Raw genomic sequence first — 19,181 nt, forward strand, 5'->3', positions numbered from 1 at the left:
GGTAGCGCATAAGAAACGGTATAGCCGAGGAGTCGCATGGCGGCGTTCCAGCGTCTTCTCCGTTCAAGCAGAAGCGGGAAAATCCCGCACCGGGAGAAGGTTACGCATGACGGCACTGGCTGAGCCCAAGACCAAGAAAGTCGATGCATCGATCCGCCAGGCGCTGGAGGCGGCGCTTGAGCGAGGCGCGCTTCCAGGCGAGAGCGACGATTTCGATCATGACGCCGCATCGGCCGCCGCCGCTTTCCTGGGCCGCACCGCCAGCGCGCGTAAACCCGGCCAACTCGCCATCGCTATCGAAACTTTGGGGGAAGGCGCAACCGGCCGCTACATGCGGGTCGCGATCATCAATGACGACATGCCGTTCCTGGTGGATTCGATCGCGAATGTCTTCGCCGCTCAGGACATCACCATCCATCGCCTGCTGCATCCCGTCCTGTCGGTCGATCGCGGCGAGAACGGCACGCTTACCGCCATCCTCGACGATGAAGCCCCCGGTGCCCGGCGTGAATCCCTGATCTATATCGAGGCGGACCGCGCCGATGCCAGGGGCCGCCGCGCACTGGAAAAGGCGCTGCGCGAAACCTTGGCCGACGTCCGCGTCGCGGTCGCCGACTGGCCGAAGATGCGTGACGCCATGGCCCGCGATGCCGACGCCATCCCTGATGGCGAAGGCGCCGCCCTGCTCCGCTGGTTCCTCGCCCGTCATTTCACCCAGACCGGCCATGAACGCCGCCGCCGCGACGGCTCCGCGGAGGATCAGCTCGGCATCTGCAAGCTGGAGGAAGCCCCGCTGCTGTCCCCCGCCTCGCTCGAAGCCGCCTTCGCCTGGTTCGAGGAGGGTAAGCGCAACCCGCTCATCATCAAATCGAACCATCTGTCGCGCGTCCACCGCGCCGTGCTGCTCGACCTCATCATCGTGCCCGTGCGGGAGGGCAAGGAAGTCACCGCCCTGTCGATCCATACCGGCATGTGGACCAGCGCCGCACTCGCCGCCAGCCCCGACAAGGTGCCGCTGCTACGCTCGGCCCTGTCTGCGCTGATGGACAAGTTCGGCTTCGACCCCGGCGGCCATGCGGGCAAGGTCCTCGCCCATGCGCTCACCGCCCTGCCCCACGACATATTGATCGGCTTCGATCATGAAACGCTGGAGCGGCTGGCGCTCACCTTCATGTCGCTCACCGATCGGCCGCGTCCGAAGCTGGCGCTCGGCACCAGCGCGCTCGCCCGCCACCTCTACGCCTTCGCCTGGCTTCCCCGCGAAGAGTTGACCACCGCCCGCCGCGTCGCCGTTCAGGACATGCTCTCCCACGCCGCCAAGGCGCCGGTGCTCAGCTGGTCCATTGCACTGGAGGAAAGCGGCCTTGCGCTGCTCCGCATAACGCTCGACCTGCGCGACGGCGGCGTGGTGCCCGACGAAGCGCCGCTCGACCGGCAGCTCAAGCAGATGGTGCGCGGCTGGCTCCCCGCCGTAGAGGAGGCGCTTGCGGAAACAGAAGAAGCTGGCCGCGCCGCCGCCCTTGCCCAGCGTTACGCACCCGGCTTCCCCATGGCCTACCGCAACGGCGCAGGCCCCGCCGAAGCCGCGATCGACATTCGCCTGCTGCACGGTCTTGCAGGCCCCGGCGACAAATCGATCCGCATCTATCGGAATGGCGAAGACACGCCCGAACAATTGCGGCTGAAACTCTACAGCCAACACGTAATCGCCCTTTCGGAAGTCGTCCCGGCGTTCGAGAATTTCGGTTTCCGCGTCATCGATGAAATGACGACGGCGATCGACAATGGCGCGCAGGGCCACGTCCAGCGCTTCGTCCTGGAACTGCCTGCTGGCGGTGATGGGGAAGCCGTGGTCTCGCGCGCTTCCGTCGTCACCGAAGCCATCGCCCAGGTGCTGGAAGGCCGGGCGGAAAATGACCGCTTCAACGAACTGATCGTGACCGCGGGCCTCGCTCCTCGGGCGGTCGTTCTGTTCCGCGCTCTCTTCCGCTATCTGCGCCAGACCGGCATGGCCTATGGCATGGCGACCTTCGCCGAAACGCTGCGGCGCGAGCAGGAAATCGCGCGTCAGCTCATCACTTTGTTCGAAGCGCTGCACGATCCCGCCGGCAAGGATGGCTCCGCCCGCGCCGAGCAGGCGCAGGCCGCGATCAACGCCGGCCTGGAAAAGGTCAGCGCCATCGACGAGGACCGCGTGCTGCGCCTGCTGCGCGCCGTCATCACCGCCACGCTACGCACCAATTTCTTCAGCAACGCCGCGGCCGAGGCGCTCGCCTTCAAACTCGACAGTGCGCAAATCCCCGGTCTGCCTGCGCCGCTGCCCTGGCGCGAAATCTGGGTCTATTCGCCTCGGGTCGAAGGCATCCACCTGCGCGCCGGGCCGATCGCGCGCGGCGGCATCCGTTGGTCCGACCGTCGCGACGACTTCCGCACAGAAATTCTCGGCCTCATGAAGGCGCAGCGCGTCAAGAACGCCGTCATCGTTCCCACCGGGGCCAAGGGCGGCTTTTATCCCAAGCAGCTGATCAGCCCGCAGATCGATCGCGACGCGTGGATGGCGGAAGGAACGGAAAGCTACCGCATCTTCATCCGCGCCCTGCTGTCGGTGACCGACAATCTTGTCGGCGGCAAGGTGCGGCATCCCGCGCAAACCGTCATCCATGACGGCGATGACCCCTATTTCGTCGTCGCCGCCGACAAGGGCACGGCCTCTTTCAGCGACGTCGCCAACGCCATCGCGCTCGATCAGGACTTCTGGCTGGGCGATGCCTTCGCCAGCGGCGGCTCGCACGGCTATGACCATAAGGCGATGGGAATCACCGCGCGCGGGGCGTGGATCAGCGTCCGCCGCCATTTCGCCGAAATGGGCATCGACGTGCAAAGCGAGCCGGTCACCGTCGTCGGCTGCGGCGACATGTCGGGTGACGTGTTCGGCAATGGCATGCTGCTGTCCAAGTCGATCCGGCTGCTTGCGGCCTTCGACCATCGCCACATCTTCCTCGATCCCGATCCCGATCCGGCCAAGAGCTGGGAAGAACGCAATCGCCTGTTCCAACTCCCCCGGTCGAGCTGGGAAGATTATGACAAATCGCTGATCTCCAAAGGCGGCGGCGTCTATCCGCGCACGCTGAAGAGCATCCCGCTCACCCCGCAGGTCCAATCCATCCTCGGCGTGACCGACACGGAAATGGAGCCCGCAGCGCTCATCGGCGCGATCCTCAAAAGCCCCGTCGATCTCCTCTGGTTCGGCGGCATCGGCACTTATGTAAAGGCCGCTTCCCAAAGCCAGGGCGACGTCGGCGACCCCGCCAATGACCGCCTGCGCGTCAATGCCGAGGACTTGCGCGTCAAGGTCGTGGGTGAAGGCGCCAATCTGGGCGTCACCCAGGCCGCGCGCATCGCCTTTTCGCTGCGCGGCGGCCGCATCAACACCGACTTCATCGACAATTCGGCGGGCGTCGATTGCTCGGATAATGAAGTGAACATCAAGATCGCCCTCAACAAGGAAATGATCGAAGGGCGGCTGAGCTTCGACGCGCGCAACAAGCTGCTCGACAGCATGACCGACGCCGTCGCCGATATCGTATTGGAGGATAATCGCCTCCAGGTTCTGGGCCTGTCCATCGCCGAAACAGGCGGCGCTGCCGACCTCGCCAGCTATGTTCGTCTTATCGAAACCTTTGAAGAAAGCGGCAGGCTGGACCGTCAGGTCGAAGGACTTTCCTCCAACGACCAGTTGCTCCGCCGCGGGCAAGACGGCCTTGGCCTCACCCGCCCCGAGCTCGCGGTGCTGCTCTCGACCGCCAAACTCGCACTGCAGGACGCCATCGAACATGGCGCGCCTGCCTCCGATCCCACCATGGTTGCCGAACTGGCCGCCGCTTTCCCGCCTGCGATGCGGAAGAAAGAGGCAGACGCGATCGCCGGCCATGCGCTTGCGAAGGAGATCGTCGCAACAAAGGTCGCCAACCGTATCGTCAACCGCCTCGGCCTCATCCACCCATTCGAACTGACGGAAGAGGAAGGCTGCTCGCTCGCCGACCTCGCCAGCGCCTTCCTGATTGCCGAACGGCTCTATGACATCGGCACGCTCTGGGCGGCGATCGACGCCGCCGATATGTCCGAAGCCGCGCGGCTTGCGCTGTTCGCCGATATAGCGAGCGGCGTCCGGGCGCAGATCGCCGATATATTGCGCAGCCTGCCCGCTGGCACGCTTCCCGGCGCGGGCCATGCCATGCTGGCGAAGGGCGTCGAAAAGCTCGCTACGCAAGTCGATGACCTGCTCACCAGCGAAGCCTTGCGTCGAACCAACGCCGTGGTTGATCGCCTGCTCATCCTCGGCGCGCCGGAAGATCTCGTCCGCCGCACGGCGGGCCTGTTCAAGCTCGATGGCGCGGTCGGCATCGCCGCCCTTGCCGGACGGCTGAAGGTCGATGAAGTCGCGCTGACGCGCGCCTTCACCCATCTGGGCGAAGCGGTCGGCATCGACTGGGTCCAATCCACCGCCGCGCGAATGACCCCCTCCGATCCTTGGGAAAGACTGCTCATCTCAGGTGTCGCCCGCGACATGCAGCAGGTCCGGCTCGACTTTCTGGAGCAGGGCGGCAAAGGCCATGGCAAGGATATCATCGCCCATGTGGACGCCTGGCTCGCCGAAAAGCAGCCCCGCATCCATCAATTCCGCGCCTTGGTTCAACGCGCCAAGACCGCCGCAGCCCCCAATGTGGCCATGCTCGCCGAAATAGCGGGGCAGGCAAGAGGGCTCCTCGCCAAATAACGCCCACCCGTCATCCCAGCAAAAGCTGGAATGACGGTTCGACCGCGAACTCTAGGCAGGGCATTACAGACCCCGCTCCTCACCTCGGTTCGCCCCGAGCCTGTCGAAGGGCTCCTCTCCTCAATAAGAGCCGATCCGACAAGGGCCTCAAAACAGTCCCCACAAGGCATCACCCCATACATTTTGATACAATTTTCCCGGCGCCTCGGTTTGCAATTGCGAGTCGTTCGCGTTATGCGGACGCGTCATTGCCAGGACCGATCCAACCCATGCACGCTCCCGTTCGCGTTCAGCCCAAGAAAAAGAAGAAAGCCTTCTGGCTGAAGCAACTGCACAGCTGGCATTGGATCAGCTCCGCGATCAGCCTTATCGGCCTGCTGCTCTTCGCTTTCACCGGCATCACCCTCAACCATGCCGCCGATGTGGAGGGCTCTCCGCAGACGGTTGAAAAGTCCGCAACCCTGCCCGCTGCCCTGCGCACGCAGGTCGCGCCGGATAACGCTCCCGACAGCAAGAAGCCCCTTCCCGCTCCTATCGCCGCCTGGGTTGAAAAGGAAATCGGCGCTCGCGTCGCTGGCGAGGCCGAATGGTCCGCGGACGAAATCTACCTCGCCCTCCCTCGCCCCGGCGGCGACGGCTGGGTCTCGATCGACCGGCAGAGCGGCCAGCTCACCAGCGAAAGCACAAGCCGTGGTTGGATCAGCTATCTCAACGACCTCCACAAGGGCCGCAATACCGGCGCCGCCTGGAAATGGTTCATCGACATTTTCGCCGCCGCTTGTTTCCTATTCGCAATGACCGGCCTGCTCCTCCTCCAGCTCCACGCCGCCAAGCGCCGCAGCACCTGGCCCCTGGTCGGGGCGGGCTTCATCATCCCAACCATTTTAATTCTTCTTTTCATTCATTAATTCAGGGGAACAGCAGCGATGCCAAGTGGCTATAAACTCATCCTCGGCACCGGCGCAGCGCTCGGCGCAGCCATGCCAGCCACCGCCCAGACACTCAGTGTCAGCGTCGCCATTCCCCGCTTGCCGGTCGCCGAATATCACCGCCCCTACGTCGCAATCTGGCTCGAAAAGGAAGGCGCAACGCCTCGCACCCTGTCGGTCTGGTACGATGTCGATAAGGCGAAGGGCGAAGGCACCAAATGGCTCCGCGACGTCCGCCAATGGTGGCGGACCTCGGGCCGTTCCATGAGCTTCCCCGCCGACGGCATCACCGGCGCCACGCGCGCGCCCGGCGACCAGAAGATCGCCTTCACCGCAGGAAAAGGTCCGTTGGGTCCGCTGTCGCCGGGCAGCTACACACTCGTCGTCGAAGCCGCCCGCGAAGTCGGCGGCCGCGAACTGGTCCGCCTGCCCTTCAACTGGCCGCCCAAGCCCGGCGCCGTTATCCGCGCCAAGGGCAGCACTGAATTGGGGGCGGTCAGCCTCAGCTTCGGCAAATAAAGGGGATTATCATGAAAGCCAAATATCTGATCGCAGGCGCCCTCGCCGCCCTGATGGCTTCCGGAGCCGCTCAGGCGCACCGCCAATGGATGCTTCCCTCTTCCACGACATTGTCGGGAACCGACAGCTGGGTCACCGTCGATGCAGCGGTGTCGAACGATCTTTTCTACTTCGAACATATGCCGATGCGCATCGACAATGTCACCGTTACGCAACCTGACGGCTCGGACGGCAAGATTGAGAACGCCGCCACCGGCAAGTACCGCTCAACCTTCGATGTCCATCTGACACAGCCCGGCACCTACCGCGTGGCCAGCGTCTCCACTGGCGTCATGGGCAGCTACACGCTGAATGGCGAGATCAAGCGCCTGCCCCGCGGAACCACCAAGGACAATCTCGCCGCCGCCATTCCCGCAGGCGCTACCAACGTCCAGACCGCCGAAGCGTCCAACCGGAACGAGATTTTCCTGACCCTAGGCGCACCTACTGCCACTATCTTCAAGTCCACCGGCGTCGGCATCGAACTGGTGCCCGTCACTCATCCCAATGACCTTGTCTCGGGCGAAGCGGCGACCTTCCAGTTCCTGCTGGATGGCAAGCCTGCCGCCGGCCTCAAGGTCACCGTCATTCCCGGGGGCATCCGCTATCGCGACGCGCTTGGGCAGCAGGACCTGACCACCGGCAAGGACGGCAAGCTCTCCATCACTTGGCCGCAGCCCGGCATGTATTGGCTGAACGCCAGCATCGGGGGCGGGCGCGAAGGCGGCGAAGGCAGCCCGGGTGCTGGCCAGCCCAGCGCGAGCGGCCCGCAGGCGGCGCGCCCCGCTACCCCACCTCAGCGTCGCGCCTCTTATGTCACCACGCTGGAAGTGCTCGCACCCTGACGGGGCTCCGTATAGCTATCCCCACCCACCTGTCGCCCGGCACCTTCGCCGGGCGACACCGGGCCGGCATGGTCACCGAATTATCCGGACCCACGATGGGCACCAGCTGGTCTGCGCGCATCGTCGATGCGCCCTCCGGATGCGCCGCCGTGATCGGCGACGTACTCGCTCGCGTCATAGCGCAGATGAGCAATTGGGAAGCGCAGTCTGACATCAGCCGCTTCAACGCCCAGCCTGTCGGCACCTGGACCGCGCTGCCCTGCGACATGATGACGGTCCTGCGGACGGGACTCGACGTCGCGCGTCTTTCTGGCGGCGCTTTCGACCCCGCAGTCGGCCGCCTGGTCGAACGCTGGGGCTTTGGCCCGTCGGGCATCACCGGCCCCCTCACCCTGCAATCCCCCGTTTCTCCTTGGACCAAGATCGAGATCAATGGCGGAAAGGCGCGGCGGCTCGCAGATGTGGCGCTGGATTTTTCCGGCATCGCAAAGGGCTTCGCCGTCGATGCCGTCGCCCAAGCTCTTCGCGATTTGGGCGTGCCCAACTTCCTTGTCGAAATTGGCGGCGAGTTGCGGGGCGAAGGCGTGAGACCCGATCTGCAACCCTGGTGGGTCGATGTAGAAGCACCGCCCGGCCTTACTATCCCGGTGCTGCGCATCGCCCTATGCAATCTCGCCGCAGCGACCTCTGGAGATTATCGCCGCTTTCGCAATGAAGGCGGCCGGCTAATGTCGCACAGCATCGATCCGGCAACCGGCAGCCCGGTAGGCAATGATGTCGCGTCAGTCACCGTCCTGCATGAAACCGCAATGCTGGCTGACGCTTGGGCCACCGCGATCACCGTAGCAGGACCCGAACGCGGGATGACCCTCGCCACGCGCGAAAACCTTGCCGCCCATCTTGTCCTTCGCACCCCGCAAGGCGCAAAAGAATATATGACCCCTGCTCTGGTCGCGATGGTGGAATGACCGACTTAGACGCGCTCAGGCGTCCGCCCATCGCCGCAGCAAATTGTGGTACAGACCCGTCAAACGGATGACTTGCCCATTGTCATGCCCAAGCTCGGCGGCCAGCGCCTGGATACTACTGTCGAGATCGAACAGCATCTGCCGGGCAGCATCGTCGCGCACCATCGACTGCAGCCAGAAAAAGCTCGCTACCCGCCGTCCGCTGGTAATCGGTTCCACCCGATGCAACGATGAGGAAGGATAGAGTACCGCATGCCCGGCCGGGAGCTTCACCTGCTGGACGCCGAAATTGGTCTCGATCGTCAATTCGCCGCCATCATAGCTTTCCGGATCTTCGAGGAAGACCGTGATCGACAGGTCGGATCGTACACGGAACCCCGTGCCGGCCTGTATCCGCACAGCATTATCGACATGTACGCCAAACGCCTGCCCGCCCGCATAGCTGTTGAAGAGTGGCGGGAATATCTTCAGCGGCAAGGCAGCCGCGATGAACATCGGCGACTTGCCAAGAGCATCCAGGATGATCTGTCCCGCCTGCCGTGCCTCGGGCGCATCCTCTGGCAGTTGCATGTTCCGCTTGGCCAATGCGGACTGATGGCCTGATGTCACATTTCCATCAACCCATTGAGCGGCATCGATCAAAGCGCGAACGGAGGCAACGGCAGTGGCATCGAGTAGGTTAGGAACGGCGATAAGCATGTCGCACCTCTATCGCTCATGAAAATGGCGGGCAACCGGCCCGAGGAGGATCGCCGGTTGCCCGCCACTCAATGCGCTTCCCCAAGGGACGGTGGGGAGGCGCCGTCAACTTACTTTAAAAGCTGTAGAAAAGGCTAAGTCGCGCGGCTCGACCTTCGCCCGGCGTCACCCAACCGCCCGAAACTACGCCGTTCGTAGCGCTGATATTGTTGCGGATACCCGTATAATATTTCTTATCGAACAGGTTCTGGACATTCAGCTGCGCTGTCAGTCCGTTGTTGAAGTTCCACGCGAGGAAAGCGCGGTGCACCCAATAATCATCCGACCGATATTGGGTGCGGTTGAACAGGTTGCTCTGATTGAGCGCGAAGCTACCCTGATAGGTGACCCCATAGCCAAGCTCGAGGCCGAAGTGCAGGCGGTAGCTGGTATAGATGCTGCCCGAATGCTCCGGCGTCTGGATGAGGTGGTCACCCTTTGATGGATCGGGCAGGACGACGCTGTTTGAACAGGCCGTTCGCGGATTGGCGACGCAGCTGTCGGAAGTCCCCTGGACGATCTTGCTGTCCAGATAGGTATAGTTGGCGAAGATCAGCCATTCTGGCGTGATGTTGCCGGTCAGGCCCAGCGCAACACCATTCACTCGGGAATGGCCGTCCAGCACCTGTAGTGTAGGGTTAACTGGGTCGTTGCTCGACACGCGATAATTGGTACGCTCGTTGCGGAAAAGCGCCGCCGTTGCGAGCAGCTTACCGCCCATCAGATTGGCCTTGGCGCCGATTTCATAACTGCGCGCAGTCTCCGGCGCCACATCGCAGTAATCTGATAAGGTCGCGGCTGAACCGCTGGTGCAGCCGGCCCGCACTGTGGCTGATGAGGGCGTCTTGCTATTGGCAAAGGCGGCGTAGAAGCTCAGATGTTCAGCGGGCTTGAACACCGCGCCGATACGATAAGAGAAGAGGTTGTCTTGGCTGCGCTGACGCGGACCCGTGGTCGTTGCGCCGCCCGACGCCGGGGTAGCCACGGTATCGGCGCGGAAGATATTGCGGGCATTTTCATAGCGTACGCCGCCGTTCACCTCAAACTTGCCCAGTTCCAACGTGTCGAAAGCATAGACCGCGACATTACGGCTGTCGCCATAGCTGTTGCCGGACACGATGTAGTTAGTGGCACCCGTCCAAATCGTATTCGGATTGGACAGACTTATATCCGGCTGCGCCAGCACATTCCCCTGTGCATCCCGAAGCAGATTTGCCGTGGTCAGCTGATAATCCTCCTGCATTGCCGAAAAGCCGACCACCAGCGTATTAAGCAGCTTGCCCGCCTCTCCCGTAACAACCCGCAAATCAGTCTGACTGTAGAGAAGATCGTTGATCTGATCACGCACAAGGCCGCGTGGGCCCGACGGCCGGTAGGTGCCCGCGGCCATACCGCCGGTGCACGCTGCCGCTGTCTGCAGGTTCGTGCCCGTAATCGGCTGCACTCCGTTCGCCAGGCAGAAGGTGCCCTGCGGCGCGCTGGTCACGCTATATTGGTGCACGCGCTGCCAACGGCCCAGCGACCGGATCGACACTGCATCGCTGAACTCATGCGCGAAGATTGCAGTAAACCGATCGATGTTTACATTCTGCCGATCAAGATTGGCGATACCGAAATAGTCGCTGTCATCCACGCCCGGAAGCGGTCCGTCATTGATGGCGTTCTTCACATAGGGAACACCATAGACGGGGGTGTTGCGGTCCTCTTGGTGGAAATAGGAGAGTGTCAGACTGGTCGGTCCATCGACCCCCAGCTTGATGGAGGGAGCGATCCCCCACCGCTTGAAGCGTTCTACATCGCGGCCAGGCATGTCGTTGCGGTGATACATGGCGTTCAGGCGTAGGCCGACAAAGTCTGAGACCCGCTGATTCGTATCGATCGTGGCGCGATAATAATCGTCTGTGCCGATGCCTGCCTCGGCGATCGTCAGATTTTCGGGCTGAGGCGTCTTCGATACAAGATTGATCGTCCCGCCTACCGAGCCGGAGCCGTTATAGACCGAATTGGCGCCATTATAGACTTCGACCTGCTGCATATTGAACGGGTCGGTGCGGCTATATTGCGCGCTGTCACGAACGCCATCCTGAGTGATGTCATTATTGGCGGAATAACCGCGCAGGTTGATGCTGTCGCCATAGCCGCCACCACCTTCACCTGCGCCGAAGGTAATGCCCGGCACAGTCGATAGAACGTCACGCAGGGTCAGCAGATTCTGCTTCTTGATCGTCTGATCCGAAATGATGGTGATGGTTTGCGGGGTATCCACCAGCGGCGCTGTATTCTTCGGGTTGACCAGTTCATCAGCATAGACGCTGCCGGTCACCACGATCGAATCTTGCGTTGCAACGGTAGCAGCAGCTTCAACCGCTGCGGCGGGCGTGCTGACAATTGCGCCGACACAGCTCAGCGCCAGAAAAGATGCGGACTTCGCATGAGCAGACATGGATTAACCCCCTTCATTGCTGGGGGCGTGCTATTGCGAATCGTTCTTACTGTCAACGCTATTGCGAATAATTCTTATCACTTGCGGCGGGCCTGCCGATCGAACAGCCAACAGCGGATGGCGCTGGCGAGATTTGGAGCCGGATCAGCTGACATTCGGTCCAGGTCGATACGCGCGATAAGGGCGTTTATGGGCAGTTCTTGGCGAACCGCCTCAACGCGTAAAGCGGCCCAGAAAATAGGCTCGAGGCTGATCGCGGTCTGATGGCCCGCGATCGTCACGCTCCGCTTGACGGGCGGCCCGAAGGGCGATGCAGCGTCCGTCCCCGAAGCACCGCTCACAGGAACATCGCTCATCAATACATGTGCTGGCCGCCATTGATGGACAGGGTGCTGCCCGTGACGAAGCCCGCATCGTCACTGCAGAAGAAGGCAACGCCGCGTGCAATCTCTTCGGCATGGCCCAAGCGGCCGACGGGGATTTTTGCGACGATTTTCTCCAGCACAGCCGCAGGCACTGCGGCAACCATGTCAGTGTCGATATAGCCCGGAGCGATCGCGTTGACGGTCACACCATATTTTGCGCCCTCCTGCGCCAACGCCTTGGTGAAGCCATGAATCCCCGACTTGGCGGCAGCATAGTTGACCTGCCCATATTGACCGGCCTGGCCATTGATCGACCCGATATTGACGATCCGGCCCCAACCCCTTTCTCGCATGCCTCCAAAGGTCGCCTTGGCCATGTTGAAACATCCACCAAGGTTTATGCGCATCACCTCGTTCCAATCGTCAAAGCTCATCTTGGCGAGAACGCCGTCGCGCGTAATGCCCGCATTGTTCACGACGATATCGACAGGCCCGAGTATCTCGGCCACCATTGCGCACCCCTCCAGACAAGCTTGATGATCACCTACGTCCCAACGGAATGACTGAATCCCCGTCTTTTCAGTGAAAGCGCGTGCCTTCTCATCATTGCCTGCATAGTTGGCGGCGACACTGAAGCCCTGTTCCTCGAGGGCCAGGCTGATCGCTTCCCCGATGCCACGTGTTCCGCCGGTGACGATAGCAACTCTGCTCATATCAGCCCCTCCTGTTCAAATGGACGAAACTTAAGTCTCCAGCCACCCCACCAGTTCACGGATGGCTAGAGCGCGGTAAAGATTCATAGCTTCTGGGGAGGCGTTCAAACAGCTTAAATGGGCAAATTTATTACCGCCCGCCGCCAAAAACTCCTCGCGACCTCGCATTGCGATTTCTTCCAGCGTTTCCAGGCAATCCGCCGAGAAGCCTGGGGTAAGAACAGCGACCTTCTTCACACCCTTCACCGGCAGTGTTCGCAAGCTTTCATCTGTCGCCGGGCCGAGCCATTTGGCTCGTCCGAAACGTGACTGAAATGAAACGCGCACCTCCCGGCCCAGCGCGTTCCCCAGCAGCCGCGCACTGGCAAGGCACTGGTCATAATAGGGATCGCCCAACGTCCGTGTCCGTTCCGGCATGCCATGAAAGCTGGCAACCAGCAGGTCAGGGGTGAAATCCAGCTCAGCCAACTGCCGCACGGTCGAAGTGCACAGCGCTTCGATATAGGCGGGGTCTGCAAAATAAGGCGGCAGGGTCCGGATGGCTGGCTGGGCGCGCATGCCCGCGAGCGCAGCATAGCAGGCGTCCAGTGCAGTCGCGGTCGTCGCTGCACAATATTGGGGATAGAGCGGCGCCAGAAGGATACGACCGCACCCGGCGGCGACCATCTCGCTCAACCTGTCGGCGATTGAGGGCTTTCCGTAGCGCATCGCCCAATCGACGGAGACATCCGGGCCAACCAACGCCTGCAACTTGACCGCCGTTTCGCGGGTATTGACCGCGAGCGGCGACCCCTCCTCCAGCCAGACTTCCTTATAGGCTTTGGCCGATTTGGCAGGACGAGTCAGCAGAATGGGGCCGCGCAAAATCGGCTGCCAAATCAGCTGCGGAATTTCCACGACACGACGGTCCGAGAGAAATTCTTTCAGATAGCGGCGCACAGAAGCGGCATCCGGTGCGTCAGGCGTGCCCAGATTGAGGAGGAGGATGCCGATTTTATCCATATTCGATATCATGTCCTGGACAGGATCGGCAGCTGGCGAAAACGCTGTCCGGTGACGGTAAAAAGCGCATTCGCGATCGCTGGAGCAACCGGGGGAGCGCCGATGTCGCTGAGCCCCGCCGGGCGCGCCGTGCTGCGGATGAGCTCGACGGTCACCTCCCCAATATCTGCCAAGCGGGGAAGCCCCATACGTCCAAGGATCGCGCGAGTGGGCATACCCCTGGCATAGGGAACCGATGCGCCCATAGCCAGCGCCAGTCCGTAGATGAGGCCGCTTTCCACCTGCTGGCGCGCGATATCCGGGTTGACCTGTTCACCTCCATCGACCGCCGCGACGATCCGGCCAACGCTAAGCTTCCCGCCATCAAGGGCGGCTTCGACCATGACGGCCGCATAAGCGCCGCTCATCTCATGGACCGCCAGCCCTTGGCCGCTTCCTTCAATACCGCCCTGCCAGCCACCCATCGCGCCGACGGTTGTCAGGCAGTGCGCCAGCCGAGGATTGCCCCCCAGCATCTGTATGCGAAAGGACAAGGCTTCGATCCCGGCCTGATGCGCCAATTCGTCGATGAAGCTTTCCGTGAAGAAGGCGCCATGCAGATGAGCGTTGGCGCGCGTGAAGCCGAGCGAGAGACCGGCGTAAGCAGGATAGTGATCCACTGCCCAATTGGGGAGCGCATAGGGGAGTTCCATCCCAGCCACCGCCAAACGCGTGGACGCACCGGCAGAGTCTCGGCTCGCTTCGTGCGGCAACTTGTGATGGGCGATCCGGTCCCATGTCTGGGTCATCGCGCAAGGAGCCGCCACCTTCGCGAGCCAGCCTTCGATGGCGCCGTTGCGGCCGAGCTTTGCCGCCATCCGCGCATGCGCCGGAGCGCTTGGCCGATCCTGAACGACGTCCTCCAGCCGGGACCAGAGTAACTGCACCGGACGCCCCATGTCCCGGGCGATCAACGCGGCCTGAACGCCCGCTTCAAAATCCATCTTTCGGCCAAAGGAGCCACCTGCATGAAGCGGATAGAGGGTAACTTCATGCTCGGCCATATCAAGCGCGCCTGCGATTGCCGCCCGTGCGAGGGCAGGCGCTTGCGTCGGCATCCATATCTCAGCGACGCCATCGCCAATGCGAGCCGTCGCGCACATGGGTTCAAGCGCCAAGTGAAGGCCAGGCGCAACGCTAAATTCGCTGGCGAGGATGGTGGCGTTGTCGAACAGAGACTTGAGATCGCCTTGCGAGTAAAGGCGCTGGCCGGCCGAACCTGAAAACGCCCTTTCGAGCGCCACATCGATGCTGGCGCTACTGACCGGCGCTCCTGCCAGTTCGAAAACAGGGTCACTAAGATCCAGAGCCTTGTTAGCTGCCCACCAGTTCGTGGCGACCACGGCTACCCAACGATCCGTCCGCACCAGCTTGAGAAAGCCGGTAACGGATTTGGCGGCCTGTTCATTGACGCTTTTGAGTAGGGCATTGCCGATCGGCCCCTGACGGATGGAGGCGAACAGCATGTCGGGCAAGCGAATGTCTGCCGCGAAATTATGGCTGCCGTCGATCTTTGATGGGATGTCGAGGCGGGGCAGGTCTTGTCCGGCGAGTCTGTCGGTCTGCCCTTGCCGGAACGGCAATATGTCCGGCAAGTCGAAATCAGCGGCTTCTGCGGCCACCTCCCCGATCTTGAGCGTGCGCTGACCACCATCGGAAATTATGCCATTGTCGATGTCGCAGCTTTCCCAGGGCACGTCCCAGCGTGCAGCCGCAGCCTGACACAGAAGCACGCGCGCCGCCGCGCCAGCTTCCCTGTAAGCGTCGTGAAACATCGGCACCGACGTGCCCCCTCCGGTCAACATCAGTGCCCGGCGCGTGGCATATTGGTCAATGGCCCATTCGCCCGCCTCCCCCGCCAGACGCGACCAATCGCTCGCAAGCCATTCCTTTGCCAGCAAGCTGTTGGCGTAGAGCGGACTGATAGGAGCGCTCTGTACACCGACGGTTCGCCAGTCAGCGCCCAATTCGTCAGCAAGAATTTGCGGCAACAGCGTCGTCACGCCCTGGCCCGTTTCAGTCTGCGGCACGATGACAATGATCCGCCCGGCCTTGTCGATCTTCAGGAAGGCGTTGAAAACCGTCTCGCCGGGCGCAGCGTTGAGATTGGGGCGATAGGTGCGGGGCCAGAGCCCCCACGCCAGCAGCAACCCTGCCGATGCCCCGGCGCCCACCAACAGAGTACGGCGATTGACGCCGCCGACCTGTTTCCTACGGTTTGCCGCCTTTCGCGGTACGCGCCCCATGACCATGCTGATAATGAGGCTTGGCGCGACTGAAAAGCGCTAATGCGCGCCTATCGGCGGGATATTGAAACGAGGAATATCGATTGCCGGGCAGCGATCCATCACCACCTTCAGACCGGCTGCTTCCGCGCGAGCAGAGGCAGCCTCGTTGACAACGCCCAGTTGCATCCAAACTGCTTTGGCTCCCGCCGCTATGGCGTCGTCCACCGCCTTTCCCGCTGCCTCGCTCCGCCGGAAGATATCGACCATATCTATCGGCACGCCAATATCCGCCAACCGAGCCCAGACGAATTCGCCATGCACATGTTCCCCCGCTATCTGGGGATTGACTGGCAGTACCCGATAGCCATGGTCCTGAAGAAACTTCATCACGCCATAGCTTGGCCGGTTCGGCCTGTCCGAAATGCCGATCAACGCGATGGTACGCGTTTCCTGAAGCAGGTCAGCAATATCCTGTGGCTGGGTTAGCGGCATGAGCATGCTCCCTTGATGGCCGGAACCAAACAGACGCGGAATAGCATCAAACCGTTCCCACGGCCTGCCTCAATCGCGCAGCCAGGCCGCCACCTTCTCTGCAATCGCGAGGAAAGCCTTGCCCGACGCGTCGTCACCCGACGCAGGGGGGGCACCTGCATCCGAGCGGCGGCGTATATCGATGGCGAGGGGTATACGCCCAAGGAAGGCCATGCCCATCGCCGAACCGGCCGCCTCCGCTCCACCCGAGCCGAAGGGATCGGAAATTTCACCACAATGCGGACAACTATAGCCCGCCATATTTTCGACGAGTCCTATCAGGGGCACCTGCGTTTGTTCAAAAAGGCTCACTGCGCGGGTCGCATCGATCAATGCCAGATCCTGCGGTGTTGAAACGATCACCGCTCCCACCGGCTTATGCTTTTGAACCATGGACAACTGAACGTCCCCCGTGCCGGGCGGCATGTCCACCACCAGCAGTTCGACCTCACCCCAATCGGCATCGATCAACTGCGACAGCGCGTTGCCCGCCATCGGACCGCGCCAGGCGAGCGCCTTGCCCGGCTCCACCAGATGCGCCATCGACAGCATCGGCACGCCAAAGGGGCTATCGACGGGGATAAGCTGCTTCTCGCGCGCTTGCGGCTTCTTCTCCTCGCTCGCCATCAGCCGCGCCTGCGAGGGGCCGTAAATGTCGGCATCGACAAGACCCACTGCGAAACCCAAGCGCCTCAGCGCCACGGCAAGGTTCGCGGAAAGGGTAGATTTGCCCACACCGCCCTTCCCCGACGCCACCGCGATGATCCTGGGCGCCTTGCGCTCGGCGGTCATCGCGATGCGTACATCCTGCACGCCGGGCACCGATAAGCCGCCTTCCCTGATCGCAGCAGCGACGGCATCGCGCCGCTCAGCGGAAAGGCCGCCCACATCGAGCGCCAGGGTCATGACGCCATCTTTCACCCGTGGCGTGCTGGCGCGCCCATCAGTCAATGTCTTCAGGCGCGCGGCGAAACTCTCAAGATCGGTCATGACAGCGCCTCCTAGGCAATAATCGTTGCGATGGCACTGTTTTTCACGCCCCAGCCTTCCTATAGAGACGAAATGAAGAGAATTTTCGGGTGGATGCCTGGCATCGTTGACGCAATGGTCCAGGGTCCCTGGGGCGGCAAAAGCGATGGCCCGGACGGCAGTGACGGTTCGGGCAAGGGTGGCGACGGCGGGCCGCGCAACCCCTGGACGCAGCCGGGCCGCTCTCCGGGCAGCAAGGGCCCTTCGGCTATTGAGGAACTGCTGCGCCGTAGCCGCGAAAGCTTCGGCCAGGGTGGCGGCGGTGGCGGCTTCGGCAATCTGCCTCCCCGCCCCACCGGAAAGACGCTCTGGCCTGCCGCCGTAGGCATCCTTGTAGTCCTGTGGCTGGTGCTGACCTGCTTCCACCGTGTCGGCCCGCAGGAACGGGGTGTGGTGACGCTACTCGGCAAATATAGCCGCACCCTGTCGCCGGGCATCAGCCTGACGCTGCCTGCGCCGTTCGAAAATGTCACCACCGTCGATGTTGAGGAAATCCGCGCCATCGACATCGGGTCGCCGAGCGCGCAGAGCGAAAATCTGGTGCTGACCGGCGATCAGAATATTATCGACCTCGCTTATTCGGTGCGCTGGAATATTCGCAATCCCGAGCTTTATCTGTTCCAACTGTCCGATCCGGACGCAACGGTGCGCGAAGTCGCGGAAAGCGCGATGCGATCCGTGGTCGCCAGCGTCAGTCTGGACGATGCTCTGGGCGCAGGCCGCACGGAGATCGAGCAGCAAGTCGAGCAGCGCATGCAGGAGATATTGGACGGCTATAGGTCCGGCATCCGCGTGCAGGGCGTCGCCATCAAACAGGCTGATCCGCCCACGGCGGTCAACGACGCGTTCAAGGCCGTATCGGCCGCCCAGCAGACCGCGCAGACCTATCTCAACGAAGCGCGTGCGGCCGCTCAGCAGGTGACGGCCAAGGCTCAAGGCGAAGCTGCGGCATTCGATAAGGTTTATGAACAATATAGGCTTGCGCCAGACGTCACACGCCGCCGCATGTATTATGAAACCATGGAGGGCGTGCTGTCCAACGTCGATAAGACGATCATTGAAAGCGGGAATGTGACCCCCTTCTTGCCCCTCCCGGAACTGAAGCGTCGCGCCCAAGGGGCCAGCGCCTCTTCTGGCCCCGCCACCACCGGGGAGGGTCAGTGATGCCAACGCTTGTCCGCCATCCTGTAGCGCTCGCCCTATCCGTGATCGCCCTGCTGCTGCTCATCGGCAGCACGGTCGCCATCGTCCCAGAAACGAAGCAGGGCGTGATCGTTCGCTTTGGTGATCCCAAGAAGATCGTCAACCGCTATCGCCCGAAGGAAGATTTCGGCGAAACTGGCGCGGGCGTCATCCTTCGCTGGCCGTTCATCGACCAGATCGTCTGGATCGACAAGCGCGTCCTGTCCGTCGAAATGGAGCGGCAGCAGGTGCTGTCCACCGACCAGCTACGGCTGCAGGTAGATGCCTTTGCCCGCTATCGCATCGTCGATCCGCTGCGCATGTATATCGCCGCAGGTAATGAGGAGCGCGTGTCGGACGCGCTGCGGCCGATCCTGGGATCGGCGCTGCGCAATGAATTGGGCAAACGACCCTTTGCGGCTTTGCTCTCGCCCGAGCGCGGGCAGGTCATGGACAATATCGAGGCCGGGCTTAACCGCGTGGCCCGTCAATATGGCGCGCAGATCGTCGATGTCCGGATCAAGCGTGCCGATTTGCCCGATGGCGCCCCGCTGGAAAGCGCCTTCACTCGTATGCGCACGGCGCGCGAGCAAGAAGCGCTGACGATCCGGGCGCAGGGCGCGAAGCAGGCGCAGATCATCCGCGCGGAGGCTGATGCCAATGCCGCCCGCATCTATGCGGAAAGCTTCGGCAAGGATCCGCAATTCTACGATTTCTACAGGGCGATGCAGGCGTATCGCTTCACCTTCGCGCCGGATCGGCAAGGGGCAACGACGATGCTGTTGTCGCGAGACAATGATTTCCTGAAGCAGTTTCAGGGGAGGCAGTGATCGG

General features: G+C 62.3%; 15 protein-coding genes. 7 read left to right on the plus strand and 8 right to left on the minus strand.

From position 1 onward, the window contains the following. Positions 1 to 106: 106 nt before the first annotated feature. The 5 genes from ACFO3E_RS02260 to ACFO3E_RS02280 all read left to right on the plus strand — a co-directional run bounded on the left by ACFO3E_RS02260 (position 107) and on the right by ACFO3E_RS02280 (position 8,077). The gene (locus tag ACFO3E_RS02260; RefSeq protein ID WP_380802158.1) at positions 107 to 4,777 is read left to right on the plus strand and encodes an NAD-glutamate dehydrogenase; all 4,671 of its coding nucleotides are present in this window, start codon (positions 107 to 109) and stop codon (positions 4,775 to 4,777) included. 269 nt (positions 4,778 to 5,046) lie between these two features. Continuing rightward, complete coding sequence (locus ACFO3E_RS02265) at positions 5,047 to 5,685, plus strand: PepSY-associated TM helix domain-containing protein (protein ID WP_380802161.1); 639 nt, start codon at positions 5,047 to 5,049, stop codon at positions 5,683 to 5,685. Positions 5,686 to 5,703: 18 nt separating this feature from the next. Continuing rightward, a complete protein-coding gene (locus ACFO3E_RS02270; protein ID WP_380802164.1) occupies positions 5,704 to 6,225 on the plus strand; it encodes a DUF2271 domain-containing protein in 522 nt (173 codons plus the stop codon). A gap of 11 nt (positions 6,226 to 6,236) precedes the next feature. Continuing rightward, positions 6,237 to 7,109 carry a DUF4198 domain-containing protein gene (locus ACFO3E_RS02275; protein WP_380802167.1) on the plus strand — a complete coding sequence of 291 codons (873 nt, stop codon included), beginning with the start codon at positions 6,237 to 6,239 and terminating at the stop codon, positions 7,107 to 7,109. 95 nt (positions 7,110 to 7,204) lie between these two features. After that, a complete protein-coding gene (locus ACFO3E_RS02280) occupies positions 7,205 to 8,077 on the plus strand; it encodes an FAD:protein FMN transferase (RefSeq protein ID WP_380802277.1) in 873 nt (290 codons plus the stop codon). Positions 8,078 to 8,092: 15 nt separating this feature from the next. Here ACFO3E_RS02280 and ACFO3E_RS02285 read toward each other — a convergent pair whose 3' ends face one another. The 8 genes from ACFO3E_RS02285 to ACFO3E_RS02320 form a co-directional block, all read right to left on the minus strand. Beyond that, on the minus strand, positions 8,093 to 8,776 hold the full coding sequence (locus ACFO3E_RS02285) for a Fe2+-dependent dioxygenase (protein WP_380802170.1): 684 nt from the start codon (positions 8,774 to 8,776) through the stop codon (positions 8,093 to 8,095). A 115-nt stretch (positions 8,777 to 8,891) separates the two neighbouring features. After that, positions 8,892 to 11,258, minus strand: a complete 2,367-nt coding sequence (locus ACFO3E_RS02290) for a TonB-dependent receptor (protein WP_380802173.1) — start codon at positions 11,256 to 11,258, stop codon at positions 8,892 to 8,894. Positions 11,259 to 11,335: 77 nt separating this feature from the next. Further along, complete coding sequence (locus ACFO3E_RS02295) at positions 11,336 to 11,614, minus strand: ribbon-helix-helix domain-containing protein (RefSeq protein ID WP_380802175.1); 279 nt, start codon at positions 11,612 to 11,614, stop codon at positions 11,336 to 11,338. Further along, positions 11,614 to 12,336: an acetoacetyl-CoA reductase gene (gene phbB, locus ACFO3E_RS02300; protein WP_380802177.1), complete on the minus strand. Its 723-nt coding sequence runs from the start codon at positions 12,334 to 12,336 to the stop codon at positions 11,614 to 11,616. Before phbB ends, ACFO3E_RS02295 begins: the two co-directional genes overlap by 1 nt. A gap of 30 nt (positions 12,337 to 12,366) precedes the next feature. Next, positions 12,367 to 13,338 (minus strand): ferrochelatase, encoded by a 972-nt coding sequence (gene hemH, locus ACFO3E_RS02305; RefSeq protein WP_380802180.1) that lies wholly within the window; start codon positions 13,336 to 13,338, stop codon positions 12,367 to 12,369. 8 nt (positions 13,339 to 13,346) lie between these two features. Further along, entirely contained in the window at positions 13,347 to 15,623 is a 2,277-nt protein-coding gene (locus tag ACFO3E_RS02310; protein ID WP_380802280.1) for a xanthine dehydrogenase family protein molybdopterin-binding subunit, read from the minus strand. A gap of 39 nt (positions 15,624 to 15,662) precedes the next feature. Next, entirely contained in the window at positions 15,663 to 16,097 is a 435-nt protein-coding gene (locus tag ACFO3E_RS02315) for a CoA-binding protein (protein WP_380802183.1), read from the minus strand. A gap of 69 nt (positions 16,098 to 16,166) precedes the next feature. Further along, positions 16,167 to 17,126, minus strand: coding sequence for an Mrp/NBP35 family ATP-binding protein (locus ACFO3E_RS02320; RefSeq protein ID WP_380802186.1), 960 nt, complete (start codon positions 17,124 to 17,126; stop codon positions 16,167 to 16,169). Between the two features lie 72 nt (positions 17,127 to 17,198). Here ACFO3E_RS02320 and hflK point away from each other — a divergent pair, with 72 nt between their 5' ends. Both hflK and hflC read left to right on the plus strand, forming a co-directional pair. Beyond that, entirely contained in the window at positions 17,199 to 18,329 is a 1,131-nt protein-coding gene (gene hflK / locus ACFO3E_RS02325; RefSeq protein WP_380802189.1) for an FtsH protease activity modulator HflK, read from the plus strand. After that, on the plus strand, positions 18,329 to 19,177 hold the full coding sequence (hflC, locus tag ACFO3E_RS02330) for a protease modulator HflC (RefSeq protein ID WP_066526880.1): 849 nt from the start codon (positions 18,329 to 18,331) through the stop codon (positions 19,175 to 19,177). The genes hflK and hflC overlap by 1 nt, the downstream gene beginning before the upstream one ends. Positions 19,178 to 19,181 lie beyond the last annotated feature (4 nt).

It is taken from the genome of Sphingobium tyrosinilyticum, assembly GCF_042654265.1.
Classification (GTDB): domain Bacteria; phylum Pseudomonadota; class Alphaproteobacteria; order Sphingomonadales; family Sphingomonadaceae; genus Sphingobium; species Sphingobium tyrosinilyticum.

Excerpts from the sequence above, each read along its gene's own strand:
- ACFO3E_RS02320 (WP_380802186.1), bottom strand. The coding sequence starts at position 17,126 with ATGACCGATCTTGAGAGTTTCGCCGCGCGCCTGAAGACATTGACTGAT.
- hflC (WP_066526880.1), top strand. The coding sequence starts at position 18,329 with ATGCCAACGCTTGTCCGCCATCCTGTAGCGCTCGCCCTATCCGTGATC.
- ACFO3E_RS02275 (WP_380802167.1), top strand. The coding sequence starts at position 6,237 with ATGAAAGCCAAATATCTGATCGCAGGCGCCCTCGCCGCCCTGATGGCT.
- hflK (WP_380802189.1), top strand. The coding sequence starts at position 17,199 with ATGAAGAGAATTTTCGGGTGGATGCCTGGCATCGTTGACGCAATGGTC.
- hemH (WP_380802180.1), bottom strand. The coding sequence starts at position 13,338 with ATGGATAAAATCGGCATCCTCCTCCTCAATCTGGGCACGCCTGACGCA.
- ACFO3E_RS02310 (WP_380802280.1), bottom strand. The coding sequence starts at position 15,623 with ATGGGGCGCGTACCGCGAAAGGCGGCAAACCGTAGGAAACAGGTCGGC.
- ACFO3E_RS02285 (WP_380802170.1), bottom strand. The coding sequence starts at position 8,776 with ATGCTTATCGCCGTTCCTAACCTACTCGATGCCACTGCCGTTGCCTCC.
- phbB (WP_380802177.1), bottom strand. The coding sequence starts at position 12,336 with ATGAGCAGAGTTGCTATCGTCACCGGCGGAACACGTGGCATCGGGGAA.
- ACFO3E_RS02265 (WP_380802161.1), top strand. The coding sequence starts at position 5,047 with ATGCACGCTCCCGTTCGCGTTCAGCCCAAGAAAAAGAAGAAAGCCTTC.
- ACFO3E_RS02270 (WP_380802164.1), top strand. The coding sequence starts at position 5,704 with ATGCCAAGTGGCTATAAACTCATCCTCGGCACCGGCGCAGCGCTCGGC.
- ACFO3E_RS02295 (WP_380802175.1), bottom strand. The coding sequence starts at position 11,614 with ATGAGCGATGTTCCTGTGAGCGGTGCTTCGGGGACGGACGCTGCATCG.
- ACFO3E_RS02290 (WP_380802173.1), bottom strand. The coding sequence starts at position 11,258 with ATGTCTGCTCATGCGAAGTCCGCATCTTTTCTGGCGCTGAGCTGTGTC.
- ACFO3E_RS02315 (WP_380802183.1), bottom strand. The coding sequence starts at position 16,097 with ATGCCGCTAACCCAGCCACAGGATATTGCTGACCTGCTTCAGGAAACG.
- ACFO3E_RS02280 (WP_380802277.1), top strand. The coding sequence starts at position 7,205 with ATGGGCACCAGCTGGTCTGCGCGCATCGTCGATGCGCCCTCCGGATGC.
- ACFO3E_RS02260 (WP_380802158.1), top strand. The coding sequence starts at position 107 with ATGACGGCACTGGCTGAGCCCAAGACCAAGAAAGTCGATGCATCGATC.